13 protein-coding genes are annotated in these 17,486 nt (G+C 65.1%); 10 read left to right on the forward strand and 3 right to left on the reverse strand.

All coding sequences use genetic code 11. The features are described 5' to 3' along the window. Positions 1-148: 148 nt before the first annotated feature. A complete protein-coding gene (gene iolD / locus G6N73_RS08140; RefSeq protein WP_165025861.1) occupies positions 149-1,996 on the reverse strand; it encodes a 3D-(3,5/4)-trihydroxycyclohexane-1,2-dione acylhydrolase (decyclizing) in 1,848 nt (615 codons plus the stop codon). A gap of 27 nt (positions 1,997-2,023) precedes the next feature. Continuing rightward, positions 2,024-3,949, reverse strand: coding sequence for a bifunctional 5-dehydro-2-deoxygluconokinase/5-dehydro-2-deoxyphosphogluconate aldolase (locus G6N73_RS08145; protein WP_165025863.1), 1,926 nt, complete (start codon positions 3,947-3,949; stop codon positions 2,024-2,026). Positions 3,950-4,105: 156 nt separating this feature from the next. Between G6N73_RS08145 and iolG the strand changes: the two genes are divergently transcribed. Both iolG and G6N73_RS08155 read left to right on the forward strand, forming a co-directional pair. Then, positions 4,106-5,095, forward strand: a complete 990-nt coding sequence (gene iolG / locus G6N73_RS08150; RefSeq protein WP_165025866.1) for an inositol 2-dehydrogenase — start codon at positions 4,106-4,108, stop codon at positions 5,093-5,095. Positions 5,096-5,106: 11 nt separating this feature from the next. Then, entirely contained in the window at positions 5,107-5,934 is an 828-nt protein-coding gene (locus G6N73_RS08155) for an SDR family oxidoreductase (RefSeq protein WP_165025869.1), read from the forward strand. 76 nt (positions 5,935-6,010) lie between these two features. On the opposite strand, the gene G6N73_RS08160 is transcribed toward G6N73_RS08155, so the two are convergent. Next, on the reverse strand, positions 6,011-6,850 hold the full coding sequence (locus tag G6N73_RS08160; RefSeq protein ID WP_165025871.1) for a MurR/RpiR family transcriptional regulator: 840 nt from the start codon (positions 6,848-6,850) through the stop codon (positions 6,011-6,013). A 137-nt stretch (positions 6,851-6,987) separates the two neighbouring features. Between G6N73_RS08160 and G6N73_RS08165 the strand changes: the two genes are divergently transcribed. The 8 genes from G6N73_RS08165 to hrpB all read left to right on the forward strand — a co-directional run bounded on the left by G6N73_RS08165 (position 6,988) and on the right by hrpB (position 17,451). After that, positions 6,988-7,788: an ATP-binding cassette domain-containing protein gene (locus tag G6N73_RS08165; protein ID WP_165025874.1), complete on the forward strand. Its 801-nt coding sequence runs from the start codon at positions 6,988-6,990 to the stop codon at positions 7,786-7,788. Then, a complete protein-coding gene (locus tag G6N73_RS08170) occupies positions 7,788-8,774 on the forward strand; it encodes an ABC transporter permease (protein WP_165025877.1) in 987 nt (328 codons plus the stop codon). The genes G6N73_RS08165 and G6N73_RS08170 overlap by 1 nt, the downstream gene beginning before the upstream one ends. Before the next feature lie 78 nt (positions 8,775-8,852). After that, entirely contained in the window at positions 8,853-9,755 is a 903-nt protein-coding gene (locus G6N73_RS08175; protein WP_165025880.1) for a sugar ABC transporter substrate-binding protein, read from the forward strand. A 71-nt stretch (positions 9,756-9,826) separates the two neighbouring features. After that, entirely contained in the window at positions 9,827-10,939 is a 1,113-nt protein-coding gene (locus G6N73_RS08180) for a Gfo/Idh/MocA family protein (RefSeq protein WP_165025883.1), read from the forward strand. A gap of 114 nt (positions 10,940-11,053) precedes the next feature. After that, positions 11,054-12,274, forward strand: coding sequence for an ABC transporter substrate-binding protein (locus G6N73_RS08185; RefSeq protein ID WP_165025885.1), 1,221 nt, complete (start codon positions 11,054-11,056; stop codon positions 12,272-12,274). Between the two features lie 219 nt (positions 12,275-12,493). Beyond that, complete coding sequence (locus G6N73_RS08190; protein WP_425484064.1) at positions 12,494-14,182, forward strand: ABC transporter permease; 1,689 nt, start codon at positions 12,494-12,496, stop codon at positions 14,180-14,182. A 30-nt stretch (positions 14,183-14,212) separates the two neighbouring features. Next, positions 14,213-14,854 carry an ATP-binding cassette domain-containing protein gene (locus tag G6N73_RS08195; protein ID WP_165025891.1) on the forward strand — a complete coding sequence of 214 codons (642 nt, stop codon included), beginning with the start codon at positions 14,213-14,215 and terminating at the stop codon, positions 14,852-14,854. After that, positions 14,851-17,451: an ATP-dependent helicase HrpB gene (gene hrpB, locus G6N73_RS08200; protein WP_165025894.1), complete on the forward strand. Its 2,601-nt coding sequence runs from the start codon at positions 14,851-14,853 to the stop codon at positions 17,449-17,451. The genes G6N73_RS08195 and hrpB overlap by 4 nt, the downstream gene beginning before the upstream one ends. The last annotated feature ends 35 nt before the right edge of the window (positions 17,452-17,486 follow it).

The raw sequence follows: 17,486 nt of genomic DNA on the forward strand, positions 1-17,486 counted from the left end.
TCCGGTTTCTTTCCATGGGCAGCGCTGCCCGTCACCTGCCTGCCGGCCTCCTCTCCCCGTAAGGACCGGGAGAGGAGCAAGGCCGCAACGCTGACGACCTCCTCTCCCCGTCGAAGGATCACGGGTAGAGGGAGGGCGAGGGGCAAGCTCAGTTCACCAGATGCTGCATCTTGCGCTTCTGCTCATAGTCCTTGCGGGCTGCGTTGACTTCCTTGCGGCTGCTGACCTCCGGCACCGCCACGTCCCACCAATGACCGCCGGCCTCCGTCGAGATCAGCGGGTCTGTGTCGATGACGATCACAGAGGTTTTCGTGTCGGCTTCCGCCTCTTTCAGCGCGCGTTCCAACTCGGCGATCGATGCAACTTTCCTGGCTGTCGCGCCCATCGAAGCGGCGTGCGCGGCGAAGTCGATTTCGGGCAGCACCTCGTGCTTGGCATCCTTCAGCAGATTGTTGAAATTCGCTCCGCCTGTCGCCATCTGCAGACGGTTGATGCAACCGAAGCCTCGGTTGTCGAGCACTACAATGGTCAACTTCCTGCCCAGCATCACCGAGGTGGCGATCTCGGAATTCATCATCATGTAGCTGCCGTCGCCGAGCATGACGATAACGTCGTCGTCGGGCCTGGCTAGCTTGACGCCGAGGCCGCCAGCGATTTCGTAGCCCATGGTCGAATAGCCATATTCCATGTGGTAGCTGCCCGGCGCGCCGGCCGGCCACAGCTTGTGCAACTCACCGGGCAATCCGCCCGACGCGCAGACAAGCGTCGCCTTCGAGCCGCGCGCACGATGCACCGCGCCGATCACCTGCGCGTCGGAAGGCAACGCGTTGGTCGGATCGGTCACGGCCTTGGCTGCCGCCAGCCAGTCGGTCTTGGCGGCCTTCGCCGTCGCGACCCAGGCGGTGGGCGACTTCCAGTCATTGAGCCGTGCTTCCAACGCCTCGAGCCCGGCTTTCGCGTCGGCCACCAGCGGCAGCGCGCGATGCTTGCCGGCATCGAAAGCTTGAGCGTTCAGCCCCACGATCTTCACGCCATCGGCCTTGAACAGCGCCCAGGAGCCGGTAGTGAAATCCTGCAGCCGCGAGCCGACAGCGAGCACCACATCGGCCTGCTCGGCAAGCAGGTTCGAGGCCGAGGACCCGGTCACTCCCACCGAGCCCATGTTGAGCGGATGGTCGTGCGGCAGGCTCGACTTGCCGGCATTGGTCTCCATGACCGGAATGCCATGCTTCTCGGCAAAGGCTTTCAGCGTCGCCGTGGCCTCCGAATAGAGAACCCCGCCGCCGGCGATGATCACCGGCTTCGTGGAGCCTTTCAGCGCAGCGACCGCAGCGTCCAGCTCGCTGGCGTCCGGCTGCGGCCGACGCGGCCGCCACAGCCGCTCGTCGAAAAAGCTCTCCGGATAGTCATAGGCCTCGGCCTGCACGTCCTGGCAGAGCGCCAGCGTCACCGGCCCACACTCAGCCGGGTCGGTCAGCACCTGCATCGCTCGGCTGAGCGCCGGCACGATCTGTTCCGGCCGCGTGATGCGGTCGAAATAGCAGGAAACGGGACGGAGACAATCATTGGCCGACACCGTGCCGTCGCTGAAATCCTCCACCTGCTGTAGCACCGGATCGGGAATGCGGTTGGCGAAGACATCACCTGGCAACAACAACAACGGCAGCCTGTTGACGTGCGCAAGGGCAGCGGCGGTGGTGAGATTGGTAGCGCCGGGACCGATTGAGGTGGTGACCGCCATCATGCGGCGGCGAAAATTGGCCTTGGCATAGGCGATCGCTGCATGCGCCATGCCCTGCTCGTTGTGGGCTCGGTAAGTCGGTAAGCCCTCCCTTACCTGATACAGCGCTTCGCCTATGCCGGCGACATTGCCGTGGCCGAAGATCGCCCAGACGCCGCCGAACAGCGGCAGCGTCTTGCCGTCAATCTCCGTCATCTGCCGCGCCAGAAATCTGGTCAGTGCCTGCGCCATGGTCAGGCGGATGGTCTTGCTCATGGGTTCCTCCCGGCCAATTTTGACCGACTATGCTGCTTTCTTGCCGCGTGCTGCAAGCCAGGCTTCAGTCAGTCTTTCGAACCGCTCGGCCATATCGGCAACCGCCGCTTCATCCGAGATCCGGCCGGCGAACCATTGCTCGGCGGCTTCGACGAATATCGTTCGCCCGACCGCGAAGCCCTTGACGATCGGCGCGTCGGCCGTTGCGGCAAAGGCGGCGGCCAGTTCGTCCTGCGGCGCTTCCAGCCCGAGCAACACAACCCCGCGGCACCACGGATCGTGATTTTCAATCACCGCGCCGATAGCGCCCCAGGCGGTACTGGACGCCTGCGGCTCGAGCTTCCACCAGTCGGGTTTGATGCCGAGCGCGTAAAGCTCTTCAAGCGCGCGCGGGATGGTGTCCTCGGCAAGCGCGCCGTGCCTGCCGGCGATGATCTCGATGAGCAGTTCCCGCCCGACCTTGCGCGCGGCCTCGAACAGCGCGCGCAGCTTCTGCTGCTGCTCTTCCTTGAGCTCCGCCGGATCGTCGGGATGGTAGAAGCAGAGGCACTTGATGCAGTGATCGACCGGCCATTCGACCAGTTGCGAGCCGATGTCTTGCGAAAATTCAAAGCGCAGCGGCCGCGAGCCGGGCAGTTCGACCGGACGGCCGAGCCAGGTCATCGATGAGCGCGCGAATTCGAACATCGCCTCGCGGCCATGCTTCTCGTCAATCAGCATGCCGTAGCCGTCGCGGCCGGAGGCGACCTGCGCCGCCGCCTTCACCGCCAACACCTTGAAGGCGCCGATGCGCTGCGTATCCGCGCCGGCTCTGCTCGCGATCTCCTCCAGCTGCGCGCGATGGTCGATGGCGAGCGCCATCAGCGAGGGGATGTCGCGCCGCCGGTTCGTCGCCCAGTGGACGTGGTTGATCGCCTCGTCCTTGCGCAGCGCGCGGTGCGGGCTGCCGTGCTTCAGGAAGAACTGCAGTTCTTCGAAAGTCGGGATTTCCGGCGAGCACAGGAGCCTCGAAACCGCAAATGCGCCGCAGGCATTGGCCCAGGTTGCCGCCGTCGCCAGGGTTTCACCGCCAAGCCAGCCGCGCAGGAAGCCCGACATGAAAGCGTCGCCGGCGCCGAGCACGTTGTAAACTTCGATCGGAAAGCCTTCGCCGACAATGCCGTCCTCCAGATCGTCGGAGATAGGCCCCTCATAGACGATGCAGCCCATCGGCCCGCGTTTGAGCACGATCGTCGCCGCCGAAAGCGCGCGGATGGTTTTCAGAGCGGCAAGCAATTCGCTTTCGCCCGAGGCGATCAGCACCTCCTCCTCAGTGCCGACGATGAGGTCGCAATCGGCCAGCACCGTCTTCATCTGGTTGGAGACGCGCTCCGAGGCGATGTAGCGGTTGTCGCCAGCCGCGTGGCCGGCAAGCCCCCAGAGGTTCGGCCGGTAGTCGATGTCGAGCACCACCTTGCCGCCCGTTTCCTTCATCAACCGCATCGCCTTACGCTGCGCGGCGTCGGTGTTCGGGCGCGAGAAATGCGTGCCGGTGACCACCAGCGCGCGGGCCGAGGCGACGAACTCCGCGTCGACATCGTCTTCCGACAGCGCCATGTCAGCACAGTTCTCGCGATAGAACAGCAGCGGAAAGCTCCTGTCATTCTCGACCGACAGAATGGCCAGCGCCGTCAGCCGGGTCGGGTCGGTGACGAGACCATCGACCGCCACACCCTCGCGCTGCATCTGCTCGCGGATAAAGCGGCCCATCTGCTCGTCGCCGACGCGAGTGAGCAGCGCCGAGCGAAGGCCGAGACGCGCCGTGCCGATGGCGATGTTGGCCGGACAACCGCCGACCGACTTGGCGAAGGAGGTCACGTCCTCCAGCCGGGAACCGATCTGCTGGCCATAAAGGTCGACCGAGGCCCGCCCCATGGTGATAACGTCAAGCCGCCTGGCGTCCGCCTCGGACATGACCCGGTCCTTCCATTTTTCGGCACGCCGGCTGAGTTCGCTATGGACGCGCCGCACGATACGGCATAAGAGATTGCTCCATGAAACAGACATTCTGCGGATTAGTCAATTCAGAATGTTTATTCCGTTTTTGAATCGAGGTCAGGGAGACGGCATATGTTGCGTTTCGGAGTTCTGGGAGCAGGACGCATAGGCAAGGTGCACGCAAAGGCGCTGCATGAATCGGGGCGGGCGCAGGTCGCCTACATCGCCGACGCCATGCCCGACGCAGCGTCCTCGCTTGCGGGTTCTGTCGGGGCCAAGACTGCCTCTGTGGACGATGTAATCACGGCCAGCGATGTCGACGCCATACTGATCGCCACGCCGACAGACACCCATGCCGATCTGATCGAGCAGGCGGCGCGCGCCGGCAAGATGATCCTGTGCGAAAAGCCGGTCTCACTGTCGGTCGAGCGCATCGAAGAGTGCCTGAAGGTCGTCGAGCAGGCCGGCGTACCGCTGATGATCGGCTTCCATCGCCGCTACGATCCGAATTTCTCGGTGCTCGAGCGCCGCCTGCGCGCCGGCGAGATCGGCGACGTCGAAATGGTCACCATCACCTGCCGCGACCCCTCGCCGCCGCCCGTCTCGTATATCGAGCGCTCCGGCGGGCTCTATCGCGACATGATGATCCACGATTTCGACATGGCGCGCTTCCTGCTCGGCGAGGACCCTGTCGTGGTCCATGCGCTCGGCGCGTCGCTTGTCGACCCGGCAATCGGGCAGGCCGGCGACATCGACACTGCCGCCGTGCACATGCAGACCGCAACCGGCAAGATGTGCATCATCACCAATTCGCGCCGCGCCACCTATGGCCACGACCAACGCATCGAAGTGCACGGTTCGGCCGGCATGCTGCGGGCCGGCAACATCCATCTGACCACGCTGGAAAAAGCCGACAGCGCCGGCTTCACCAGCGATCTGATCCCGTTCTCCTTCATCGAGCGTTACGAGGACGCCTACCGCATCGAGATCAACGCCTTCCTGACGGCGATGAAAAAGGGCGAGGCGCCGCGCGCTTCCGGCCATGACGGGCTGATGGCGCAGAAGCTTGCGGAAGCCGCGGCCGAATCGCTGAAGACTGGACAGGCGGTGGCCGTCCGATAGGAGCAGATACGATGTTCGATCCGGCCTCGCTCGCGCTGTCTTCGCTGGAAGGAAAGATCGCCGTCGTCACCGGCTCGACGCAAGGGTTGGGCGAAGCCATCGCGCACCTTTTCGCCGAGCGCGGCATCGCCGGCCTGGTCGTGACCGGTCGCAACGAAGCGAATGGCGGGCGCGTCAAGGCGGCGCTGGAAGGCAAGGGAGTGAAGACTGTCTTCGTCTCGGCCGACCTCTCGGTCATGAAGGATACGGACAAGATCATCGCCGCCGCAGATAGCGCGTTCGGCCGGGTCGACATCCTCGTCAATTCGGCCGGGCTGACCGATCGCGGCACGATCTGGGACACCCAGCCGGAACTCTTCGACCGCATGTTCGCCATCAATGTGCGGGCGCCTTTCTTCCTGATGCAGCAGGCGCTGAAGGTGATGGACCGCGAGCGGATAAAAGGCTCGATCGTCAATATCATCTCGATGTCGGGCCATGGCGGGCAGAGCTTCATCACCGCCTACGCCACCTCGAAGGGCGCACTGATCACGCTGACCAAAAACGTCGCCTACAGCGTCATGAACCGGCAGATCCGCGTCAACGGGCTGACGATCGGCCATATGGATACACCCGGCGAAGACCGCATCATGAAGGTATTTCACGGCGCTGATGATAGCTGGCTGCAGGGCGCGGAGGCGCAAAAGCCGTTCGGAAGGCTGCTCAAGCCCGACGAGGTCGCGCGCGCCGTGGCTTTTCTCGCCAGCGCCGAAAGCGGGCTGATGACCGGCTCGATCATCGATTTCGACCAGCAGGTTCTGGGCGCCGGCGACAGTCCGGCTCCGCTGCCGGCGGTTTAACGGGTGTCCTCGATGCCTTGAGGGGAGGGAATGGCGCGACCTTAGCCTCGTCTCACCCGCTAAGCTGAAGCAGAGTTCAAGAAGGCTCCTCTCCCCTTCGTGCCGCAACTGAAACCGTCAGCGTCATTGCCAGCGCCATCGTGACGGCCATGGAGCGGAAGCCCTCGAAATTGGCTTCGACGATTTCCAACAGAACGTCGGCCGAGGGTGCAATCGGCGAGAACACCGAATCGGTCACGGAGACTATGGCCGCGCCCCGCGCCTTGGCGGCGTTGGTGAGCGTCACCGTTTCGCTGGCATAAGGGGTGAAGCTGACCGAAAGGACAGCGTCGCGCTCGGTGATGAAACTCGCCTGCTCGGCGCCCATGCCGGCCACTGCATCCACCAGAATGTTGCGAATGCCAAGCTTGCCGAGAGCGTAGCTCATATAGGAGGTAATCGGAAACGAGCGCCTGAGGCCGATCAGGTAGATGGTTTCCGCTTTGGCCATCAGATCGACGGCGCGCTCTATGGCGTCATGGTCGACCTTCTCGCGGAACCGACTGACCGACTGCTCGGCGGCTTCCAGGAACCCGTCCAGCACCAGCCCGGACTTGCTTGTGGCGATGCCGTGCTCGCGCATCTTGGCCAGCCGCTCATCGTAGTTCAGCACCCGCTCCCTCAGCCGCGAGCGGAACACGTCCTGCAGTTCGGTGAATCCCTGATAGCCGAGCGCGCGCGAAAACCGCACCAGCGCCGAGGGCTGCACATCCGCCTTGGCGGCGATGCCGGCGACGGTGCCGAAGGCGATCTCGTCGGGATTTTCGAGCGCGTAACCGGCAACTTGCATCAGCCGCCGCGGCAGATCCTCTGCGCGTTGCGCGATCAGCGCGCGCAGCGCCTGATAGTCCTTGGGAGAGGCATCCGTGACGTTCATCGGCCGGCATCCTTGACGGACATTTTGTCCCTTGACGCAGTCAATCAGAAATGGAATGAATATTCCACACTAAAAAGTTAAATGCACCGTTTGTTCCAATTCTGCTGCGGAGAAATGGTGTGGGAGGAGTTGCAGCGATGACCGACCGGACGGGGCCGGCAGCCGAGCCGCTGCTCGAGGCGCGAGGCGTCAAAAAGTATTTCGGCGCCATCACGGCGCTGAACGGCGTGAGCTTCCACGTCGCGCCGGGCGAGGCGCTGGGCGTGGTGGGCGACAACGGCGCCGGCAAATCCACGCTGATGAAGGTTCTTTCCGGCCTCTACACGCCGAGCGAGGGCGAACTTTACTTTGCCGGCTCCCCGGTGAAATTCCATTCGCCGCGCGACGCCCGCAAGATGGGCATCGAAATGGTCTACCAGGATTTCGCGCTGGCCGGGAACATGCCGATCTACGAGAACATCTATCTCGGCCGTGAGCCGGGCAGGAAATTCGCCGGCCTGACGATCATCGACCGCGACCTGGCGCGCCGCATGGCCGCCGAGCACCTCGACAAGCTGAAGATCCATGTCAAAAGCATCGACCAGAACGTCGAGGAACTGTCCGGCGGCCAGCGCCAGGCGGTGGCGATAGCGCGGGCGACCGCCTTCGACGCCAAGGTCGTGATTATGGATGAACCGACCGCAGCGCTCGCCATCAAGGAGGTCGGCAAGGTGCTCGACCTCATCAAGTCGCTGAAGGAGCACGGCGTCGCGGTGATCATCATCTCGCACCGCATGGATGACATTTTCTACTGCTGCGACAGGGTGATGGCGCTCTACCAGGGCGCCAATTTCGCCGACGCGCCGCTGAAGGACACCAACCGCAACGAGGTCATCGGCTGGATCATGGGCACCAAGGGCCACACCCAGTCCTTCGCCCACGACAAGGTGCAGCACTGATGCTCGGCAACAGCCCAAGAATTTCCAGCTTTCTCGAGCATTACGGCATCGTCGTCATCGTCGTGGCGATGATGGCTTTCCTCTACGCCAGCCGGCCGGACGTGTTTATGTCACTGGCCAACCTCACCAACATCATCAAGCAGAACGCCACGCTGGCGCTGCTGGCGCTCGGCATGTTCGTGGTCATCGTGACCGCCGGCATCGACCTTTCGGTCGGCTCGGTGATGGCGCTCGGCATGATGTGCCTGGCTGTCACCGCCAAGGCCGGCGTCCCCTGGCCGATCGTCATCCTGATCGGGCCGCTGGTCGGTATAACCGCCGGCCTGGTAAACGGGCTCGGGCTGACAGTGCTAAGGCTGCCGCATCCGTTCATCATGACGCTCGGCACGCTCAACATCGCGCGCGGCCTGTCGAGCCTGATCACCGAGGGCGCCCCGGTGTCCGGGCTCGGGCGAGAGGTGCGCTATCTCGGCCAGGCAAATTACGATTTCGGCTTCTTCCCGCCGCCGACCGGCCTTCCGGCCAGCCTTTTCGTGGTCGGCATCAGCGCGGTCGGCATGTGGTTCTTCCTAAACCGGACATCGATGGGCCGGCATATCTTCGCCATCGGCGGCAACCCGCATGCCGCACGCGTGTCCGGCATCAATGTCGACCGCGTGCTGGTCTATGTGTATGCGATCAGCGGCTTCTTCGCCGGGCTTGGCGGCCTGCTGCTCGCCGGCCGCACCGATTCGGGCTTTCCGCTCGCGGGCCAGAATGCCGAACTCGACGCAATCGCAGCGGTCATCATCGGCGGCGCATCCTTCTTTGGCGGCCGCGGCACGGTTCTGGGCGTCATGGCCGGGGTCCTGATCATGGGACTGATGCGCAATGGCCTCAACCTGAACAATGTCAGCCCTTTCTGGCAGCAGATCCTGATCGGATTGGTCATCATCGCCGCCGTCTATATCGACGTCCTGCGCCGCCATGCAGCGGTGAGGCGATAGTCGAAATTGCGGCCGGCGCCGTCTCCGCGCCGGCCGCAATCCTCAATCGGAGACGTTTTGAACATCTGGGAGGATAATATGAAGAAACTCATTCTGGCCGGTGCGGCGCTCGCGCTGATGTCCGGCACGGCGCTCGCCGACAAATTCCTGCTCGACATGAAGGGCCCGGGCGCTGGCAACCCGTTCTGGGCGGCGGTGGAAGCCGGCGCGATGGAAAAGGGCAAGGAACTCGGCGTCGAAGTGATGGTGATGTCGCCGCCGACCGAATCCGACGTGGCCGCGCAGATCGCGCAGATCGAGGACATGATCGCGCAGGGCCTGGACGGCATCGCGCTTGCCCCGACTGACCCGAACGCTCTCGCCCCGGTCGTCGACGCGGCGAAAGCCGCCGGCATTCCGGTCGTCTTCGTCGACACCAAGGGCTCCAATGAAGGCGTCACCTTCATCGGCACCGACAATGAGGCCGGCGCCAAGCTCGCCGCCGACTATATTTGCGGCAAGCTCGAAAAAGGCTCCGAGGTGGCGATCCTGCAGGGCATCATCACCCAGTCGACCGGCCAGGCCCGAGCAAACGGTTCCAAGGCCGGCCTCGAAGCCTGCGGCCTGAAAGTGGTCGCCGAACAAACGGGCGAATGGGACCGCGCCAAGGGCCAGGCGGCGATGGAAAACATCATCACCGGCAACCCGAACATCAAGGCGGTCTTCGCCTCCAACGACAACATGGCGCTCGGCGCGGTCGAAGCGCTGAAATCGGCCGGCAAGCTGGCCGATGTGATGGTCGTCGGCTTCGACGCCAATCCGGACGCCGCTGTTTCCGTCCTGGCCGGCGATATGACAGCAACTGTCGCACAGGCGCCGAAGAACATGGGTGGCTTCGGCATCCAGGCGCTGGTCGATCTGAAGGCCGGAAAGACCATCCCGCCGGTAATCGACACCGGCACGGTGCTCGTCGACAAGAGCAACGCCGAACAGTACAAATAAGCCTGCGCGCTTATCGGACCGGGGTGTTCCAACGCCCCGGTCTTTTTCCGGTCGAAGGTGCGAGACCCTCCATGAAGAAGATCGGCGTCGGACTGATCGGCACGGGCTATATGGGCAAGTGCCACGCCATGGCCTGGACCGGGGTCAGGCCGGCGTTCGGCGACGTACCCGACATTCATCTCGTTCATCTAGGCGAAGCCAGCCAGGAACTCGCGGCAAGGAAGGCGGCCGAATTCGGCTTCGCGAAAGCTTCCGGCGATTGGCGCGACGTGATCGCCGATCCTGAGGTCGATGTAGTCTCGATCACGACCCCCAACCGGTTCCATGCCGAAATGGCGGTCGCGGCCTTCGAGGCCGGCAAGCACGTCTGGTGCGAAAAGCCGATGGCGCCGAAGCTCGCCGAAGCAGAGGCGATGCTGGCAGCGGCGCGTGCCTCGGGCAAGGTTGCCATCCTCGGCTACAATTACATCCAGAACCCGGCCATCCGCCACATCCGAAAGCTGCTCGACGAGGGGGCCATCGGCGCGGTCAACAATGTCCGCATCGAGATGGACGAGGATTTCATGGCCGATCCGGAGGCGCCGTTCCAGCAGCGGCACGAAGCGGCCAACGGCCATGGCGCGATCGACGACTTCGGCGTGCATCCGCTGTCGCTGATCTCGACGCTGTTTGGCCGGGCATCGCGGGTCATGTGCGACATGGCCAAACCCTATCCGACGCGCAGGACCGACGCCGGCGAACGCGAAGTCGAGGTCTTCGACATCGCTACCATCCTGCTGCGCCTGGCCAACGGTGCATCTGGCATGATCGCGCTCAGCCGCACCGCCTGGGGCCGCAAGGGCCGTATCGCCATGCAGATATTCGGGTCGAAGGGCTCGATCCTCTACGACCAGGAGCGGATGAACGAATTCCAGCTTTATCTCACCTCCGACCGGGCGACAGAACAGGGTTTTCGCACAGTGCTGACCGCTCCGCACCACGCGCCCTACGATCGCTTCATTCCCGCCCCGGGCCACGGGCTCGGCTTCAACGAGTTGAAGATCATAGAATGTCGCCAGCTTATCGGGCGCATGCGCGGCGAGGCCACGGTGGGCATCGACTTCGAGGAAGGCATACTGATCGAGCGCACCGTCGACGCGATGGCGCGCTCGTTTCGCGAAAGCCGCTGGGTGGATGTCGCATGAAGCGGTCTCACGCGTTTCTCACACCGAATTGACCCTGCCCTCGAAGAGGGCTCATTGACCGGCTTCCCCCAACGATGCTCAATCGCGCCCGACTGAACGGGACCGGAGAATCTGATGAAGAAGCTGCTTCTGGCCGCCGCCGCGTTCGCGGCCATGACGCTTCCGGCGTTGGCCGGTGAGCCCGATCCGGAGAAGTGGCAGGAGGTTCTTGCCGACGCACGCGGCGAGACGGTCTATTTCAACGCCTGGGGCGGCGCTGAAAACATCAACGCCTATCTCGAATGGGCCGGCGCCGAGCTGGAAAAGCGCTACGGCGTCAAGCTGGTCCATGTGAAGCTCGACGACACAGCAAACGCCGTCGCCAAGGTGGTCGCCGAAAAAGCCGCTGGCCGTAACGAAGGCGGCACGGTCGACCTAATCTGGATCAATGGCGAGAATTTTTCGTCCATGAAGCGCCAGCAATTGCTGTTCTCGCCCGGCTGGGCCGAGAAGCTGCCCAATTGGCGTTTCGTCGATGTCGAGGACAAGCCGACCATTCAGACGGACTTCACCGTTCCTGTCGAAGGGCTGGAGAGCCCGTGGGGCATGGCCAAGCTGGTCTTCTTCCACGATTCGGCGCGCACCGACCTGGCTTCCCTGCCGAAATCGGCGAAGGACCTGCTTGCCTGGGCGCAGCAGAACCCGGGCCGCTTCACCTATCCGCAGCCGCCGGACTTCATCGGCTCATCGTTCCTGAAGCAGGTGCTCTCCGAACTCGTGGCCGATCGGTCCGTGCTTTTGAAGCCGGTGGACGAAGCATCGTTCGACAAAACCGTCGCGCCGCTCTTTTCATATCTGGACGAGCTGAATCCGCTGCTGTGGCGCGGCGGCAAGGCGTTTCCGCAAAATTACCCCGCTATGAAGCAGCTGCTCGCCGACAACGAGGTCGACATCATCTTCGCCTTCAATCCGTCGGAAGCCTCCAGCGCGATCGCCAATGGCGAATTGCCGGCCACGGTGCGCTCCTTCACGTTTCCGGGCGGGACGCTCGCCAACACGCATTTCGTGGCGATCCCTTACAATGCCGCCGCCAAGGCTGGCGCGCTGGTGGCGGCCGATTTCCTGATCTCGCCGGAGGCGCAGGCGCGCAAGCAGGATCCGCAGATCTGGGGCGACCCGACCGTGCTCGCTATCTCGAAGCTCCACGCAGCCGACCGCGCCCGCTTCGAGACGCTCGACCTCGGCGTCGCCACACTGAAACCGGACGAGCTCGGCCCGGCACTCGACGAGCCGCATCCAAGCTGGATGGACAGGATCGAGACGGAATGGAAGCGGCGCTACGGCGCGGCGCATTGAGCGTTTGATGACGTCGCAAGGCACGTGTTCCTTCGCGCCCCCCTCTGTCCTGCCGGACATCTCCCCCACAAGGGGGGAGATTGCCTGTCCTCGAAGAAGGCCGCCCACCTTCGGCGTCGCAGGAAGTGCAAAGCACGTTGGGAGAGCTGATCTCCCCACTTGTGGGGGAGATGTCCGGCAGGACAGAGGGGGGCAACATAGAGGGCCTACGCTCTCTTCATGTGTTCTATGCTTCCCCGTCTAGGCCCGCCGCTCGCCATCGCCGTCCTGGCAGGCCCGATCCTTTTCGGCCTCGCCGGAACCATCCTGCCGGCCTTCGGCTACTTGCCTGCGCTCGGCGGAACCGGCTTCACGCTTGCCCACGCGGAAAAGCTGCTGACCCAGCCCGGCATAATGATGTCGGCGCTGATCAGCCTTGCCGCCGGACTGGTCACGACGGCCGTTTCGCTCGGCGTTGTCATGCTGTTCATCGCCGGCTGGGCCGGAACGCACATCTTCTCGCGCATCCAGCATCTGGTTTCGCCGCTGCTTTCGGTCCCGCATGCCGCAGCCGCCTTCGGCCTCGCATTCCTGATCGCGCCGTCCGGCATGATCGCGCGGATGCTGTCGCCATGGCTGACCGGCTGGGAGCGCCCGCCAGACCTGCTGATCGTCAACGATCCGACGGGCCTGTCGATGATTGCAGGGCTCATCGTCAAGGAAATTCCCTTCCTGCTTCTGATCGCGCTCGCGGCGCTGCCGCAGGTCGACCTTCCGCGCACCCGCGCGCTGGCCGCATCGCTCGGGTATGGCCGCGTCGCCGGTTTCCTGCACGGCGTCTGGCCACCGCTCTACCGGCAGATGCGGCTGGCTGTTTTCGCGGTTGTCGCCTTCGCCACGTCCGTCGTCGACGTCGCCGCGATCCTCGGGCCGACCACGCCGGCCCCGCTCGCCGTGCGCCTGGTCGGCTGGATGAACGATCCCGAACTGTCGATGCGCTTCTTCGCCAGCGCCGGCGCGCTGCTCCAGCTCTGTGTGTCGGCGGCGGCGCTGCTCATTTGGATTGCGCTCGAACGCCTCGGCGCAGCAATGTTGCGCCGGCTCCGCAGGTCCGGGCTGCGTTTCCGCCGCGACGCCTGGCTTCGACGTGCGGCTCTCGCCGCCATGGTCACTGCGGCGATGACCGTCCTTGCCGGCCTCGCAACGCTCGCCATCTGGTCGTTCGCCGGGCTCTGGCAGTTTCCCGACGCTTTGCCCGAGACGTTCACGGCGAAGACCTGGATGAAGACAGCACCACGGCTCGCCGCGCCGCTGTCGGTCACGCTAATTGTCGCCGCCGCATCCACCACCCTGGCGATAGCGCTGACGCTGCTCTGCCTGATGCGCGAGAACGAGACCGGCCGCGTCGCCGGCCGGCGGGCGCTGCTTTTCCTCTATCTGCCGCTGCTTGTACCGCAGGCGGCTTTCCTGTTCGGGTTGCAACTGCTGTTCGTATTCACAGGCGGCGTCGCCAGCCTGCCGGCGCTGGTGCTGGCGCATCTCACCTTCGTCATGCCCTATGTATTCCTGTCGCTGTCGGACCCCTGGCGAGCCTATGACCGGCGCTATGAGGCGATCGCCGCCGGCCTCGGTAAATCGCGGATCGCGACGCTGCTAAGGGTCCGCCTGCCGATGCTGTCACGGGCCATACTGGTCGCCGCAGCCGTCGGGTTTGCGGTGTCGGTCGGGCAATATCTGCCGACCGTGCTGATCGGCGCCGGCCGGTTGGAAACGATCACCACGGAGGCAGTAGCGCTCGCATCGGGCGGCAATCGCCGCGTCATCGGCGTCTACGCCTTCCTGCAGATGCTTTTGCCGGCGGCGGGCTTTGCTGTTGCCACTCTCGTCCCCGCGCTGGTATTCCGCAACCGCCGCGCCATGCGGGTATAGGACCGGTTCAGGCGGAACGCGGCGGGACAGATGGCCGACAAGCAACTTTTCCTCGACGGGGTGAGCATCGCGCTGAATGCGCGCGTGCTCGTCGCCGTCACGCATCGCGTCGAGGTGGGCGAAGTCTTGACCGTCATGGGGCCGTCGGGCTCCGGCAAGTCCACCCTGCTCGCCTATATTGGCGGTTTTCTCGACCCGGCGTTCTCGGCTTCGGGCAAGGTGTTTTCCGGCAAAGAGGAAATCACCGCGCTGCCCGCCGAAGAGCGTCACGCCGGCATATTGTTCCAGGATCCGCTGCTTTTCCCGCATATGTCGGTGGGCGGCAATCTCCTGTTCGCCATTCCGCCTGCGGTCAAGGGCAAGGCAGCGCGCTTGGCCCTGGTGGAGGAGGCGCTCGACGGCGTCGGGCTGGCCGGAACGGCGTCACGCGACCCCGACACGTTGTCAGGCGGCCAGAAGGCGCGTGTGGCGCTGGCCCGGGTGCTGCTTTCGGCGCCGCGCATGCTGCTTCTCGATGAGCCCTTCTCCAAGCTCGATGCGGAACTGCGCAGCCAGATGCGCGAACTCGTCTTCGCCAAGGCGCGCACCAGCCGCCTTCCCGTAGTGCTGGTCACTCATGACGAGGCCGACGCCGAAGCAGCGGGCGGGCGGGTCATCCGCGTCGGGCAGTGACCGTGCGAACGCTTCCCGATCTTCCCGTAACGGCGATCCTGCCGGCTCTGCTGCAGGCGCTGGAGAACAAGGGCAAGGCGGTCCTGGTCGCGCCGCCTGGAGCCGGCAAGACGACGCTGGCGCCGCTGGCGCTGCTCGATGCGCCATGGCTCGGCGCCGGCAGGATCCTGCTTCTGGAGCCTCGCCGCCTGGCCGCGCGAGCCGCCGCCCGGCGCATGGCCGAATTGCTTGGCGAGGAGGTCGGCGGCACGGTCGGATACGCCATGCGCATGGAGCGTCGCGTCTCGGCCGCGACCCGAGTACTGGTTGTGACCGAGGGTGTGCTGGCGCGCACCATACTCGACGACCCGGAACTGCCTGGCATCTCGGCGATCCTGTTCGACGAGTTCCACGAGCGCTCGCTCGATGGCGACTTCGGGCTGGCGCTGGCGCTGGACGTGCAGGGCGCATTGCGCCCGGACCTCAGGCTGCTTGTCATGTCGGCGACGCTCGACGGAGCGCGTGTCGCCAAATTGCTCGGCGACGCGCCGGTCATCGAAAGCCAGGGGCGCAGCTTTCCGGTCGACGTCCGCTACGACGAGCGTCCCGCAGGGATGCCTGTCGAGGATGCGATGGCAAAAGCCATCCGCGAGGCGCTTGTTGCCGAACCCGGCAGCGTACTCGCCTTCCTGCCCGGCCAGCGCGAGATCGAGCGGACTGCCGAACGCCTCGAAGGCCGGACAGGCGGCGATGTCGACATCGCGCCGCTCTACGGCATGCTCGACGGCATGGCGCAGGACGCCGCGATCAAGCCGGCGCGGCCGGGCCGCCGCAAGGTGGTGCTGGCGACTTCGATCGCCGAAACCTCGATCACCATAGACGGTGTGCGCGTGGTGATCGACAGCGGCCTGTCCCGCCTGCCGAAATACGAGCCGGCGACCGGCCTGACCCGGCTCGAAACGGTGCGCGTTTCGCGCGCTTCGGCCGATCAGCGCGCCGGCCGCGCCGGGCGTACCCAGCCTGGCGTCGCGATCCGCCTCTGGCGCGCCGAGCAGACCGCGGCGCTGCCTGCCTTCACGCCGCCCGAAATCCTCGAAGCGGACCTGTCGTCACTGGTTCTGGATTGCGTCGCCTTTGGCGTCGCCGATCCGGCCAGCCTCGCCTTTCTCGATCCGCCGCCAGCGCCGGCGCTTGCCGAGGCATGGGCGTTGCTCGCCGATCTCGACGCCATCGATCCCGCCGGACGGCCGACGCCCGCAGGCGAAGCGATGCGCAAGCTGGCGCTGCCGGTGCGGCTCGCCCACATGGTCGCGGAAGCGGCGAAGGACGGACATCCGTACGAAGCCGCCATGCTGGCCGTTCTGATCACCGAGCGTGGATTGGGCGGTGACAGCGTAGACCTCGAACGCCGGCTGATGCGCTTCCGAGCCGAAAAATCGCCCCGTGCGAATGCGGCCCGGCAGTTGGCGGAGCGGCTGGCTCGGCAAGCGCCCTCCCTCCCCCCTGCGGGGAGGGTGTCGGCGAAGCCGACGGGTGGGGGTGGTTCCGCTTCGCTGTCGGCGCCTGATCGGCACTCGTTTTCGGAGCGGAAGGCACGGTCGTCTCCACCCCGACCCGGCCCTCCGGGCCACCCTCCCCTCAAGGGGGAGGGTAAAGGCGTCGGCGCCCTGCTCATCAGTGCCTGGCCCGACCGCGTCGCCAAAGCGCGCGGTGCGCACGGGCGTTTCGTGCTCGCAAACGGCAGCGGCGCCATGCTTGACGCCGCCGACCCACTTGCGGGTGAAGCCTTCCTCGTCGTCGCCGACCTCCAGGGCAAGGCGCAGAATGCGCGCATAGCCGCAGCTGCCCCTGTCTCCATAAGCGAGATACGCGACGCGCTCGGCGCACGCATCGTCAAACAGGTGGATTCGAGCTTCGACCCCGAAAAGCGCGCGGTCAGAGTGCGCGAGACCGAGCGCCTCGGGGCGATCGTGCTTTCGGAACGCATGCTGCCGCCGCCGACCGGCGCGGAAGCCGACCGCGCCATACTCGATGCATTGCGCGCGCACGGACTGGCGCTGCTGCCATGGAGCAGGGAAGCTGAAACGCTGCGCCATCGGCTGCAATGGCTGCATCGCGGACTCGGCGCGCCCTGGCCGGACGTCTCCGACGAGGCGTTGCTCACTTCGCTCGACGACTGGCTGGCGCCATTCCTCTCCGGCGAGGCATCGTTCCAGCGAATCGACGCCGGCGTTCTCCATGCGGGGCTTATGTCGCTGGTGCCGCACGATCTGCAGCGCCGGATCGCGTCTCTGGCGCCGACCCATTTCGATGCCCCATCGGGCAGTCATCTTCCGATCCGCTATGATGGCGAATGGCCGGTGCTGGCCGTGCGCGTTCAGGAGCTTTTCGGCCTCGATCGACACCCGTCGATCGCCGGCGGCACGGTTCCTCTGACGCTGGAACTTCTATCGCCGGCGCACCGGCCGATCCAGACCACGCGCGACCTGCCCGGCTTCTGGCGCGGCTCCTGGGCCGATGTTCGCGCAGACATGCGCGGCCGCTACCCCAAACACGTCTGGCCGGAAGATCCGGTTTCGGCCGAGGCCACGGCGCGAGCCAAGCCGCGCGTCAAATAGCGCTTGGCGTTGCCCGCCCGCGAGGGGCATAAACG

The sequence above is a fragment of the Allomesorhizobium camelthorni genome (genome assembly GCF_011045125.1).
Lineage (GTDB): Bacteria > Pseudomonadota > Alphaproteobacteria > Rhizobiales > Rhizobiaceae > Allomesorhizobium > Allomesorhizobium camelthorni.

What these genes read in the sequence shown, in the direction of transcription:
- iolD (WP_165025861.1), bottom strand. Translation starts at nt 1,996, where the DNA reads ATGAGCAAGACCATCCGCCTGACCATGGCGCAGGCACTGACCAGATTT.
- G6N73_RS08145 (WP_165025863.1), bottom strand. Translation starts at nt 3,949, where the DNA reads ATGTCCGAGGCGGACGCCAGGCGGCTTGACGTTATCACCATGGGGCGG.
- iolG (WP_165025866.1), top strand. Translation starts at nt 4,106, where the DNA reads ATGTTGCGTTTCGGAGTTCTGGGAGCAGGACGCATAGGCAAGGTGCAC.
- G6N73_RS08155 (WP_165025869.1), top strand. Translation starts at nt 5,107, where the DNA reads ATGTTCGATCCGGCCTCGCTCGCGCTGTCTTCGCTGGAAGGAAAGATC.
- G6N73_RS08160 (WP_165025871.1), bottom strand. Translation starts at nt 6,850, where the DNA reads ATGAACGTCACGGATGCCTCTCCCAAGGACTATCAGGCGCTGCGCGCG.
- G6N73_RS08165 (WP_165025874.1), top strand. Translation starts at nt 6,988, where the DNA reads ATGACCGACCGGACGGGGCCGGCAGCCGAGCCGCTGCTCGAGGCGCGA.
- G6N73_RS08170 (WP_165025877.1), top strand. Translation starts at nt 7,788, where the DNA reads ATGCTCGGCAACAGCCCAAGAATTTCCAGCTTTCTCGAGCATTACGGC.
- G6N73_RS08175 (WP_165025880.1), top strand. Translation starts at nt 8,853, where the DNA reads ATGAAGAAACTCATTCTGGCCGGTGCGGCGCTCGCGCTGATGTCCGGC.
- G6N73_RS08180 (WP_165025883.1), top strand. Translation starts at nt 9,827, where the DNA reads ATGAAGAAGATCGGCGTCGGACTGATCGGCACGGGCTATATGGGCAAG.
- G6N73_RS08185 (WP_165025885.1), top strand. Translation starts at nt 11,054, where the DNA reads ATGAAGAAGCTGCTTCTGGCCGCCGCCGCGTTCGCGGCCATGACGCTT.
- G6N73_RS08190 (WP_425484064.1), top strand. Translation starts at nt 12,494, where the DNA reads ATGTGTTCTATGCTTCCCCGTCTAGGCCCGCCGCTCGCCATCGCCGTC.
- G6N73_RS08195 (WP_165025891.1), top strand. Translation starts at nt 14,213, where the DNA reads ATGGCCGACAAGCAACTTTTCCTCGACGGGGTGAGCATCGCGCTGAAT.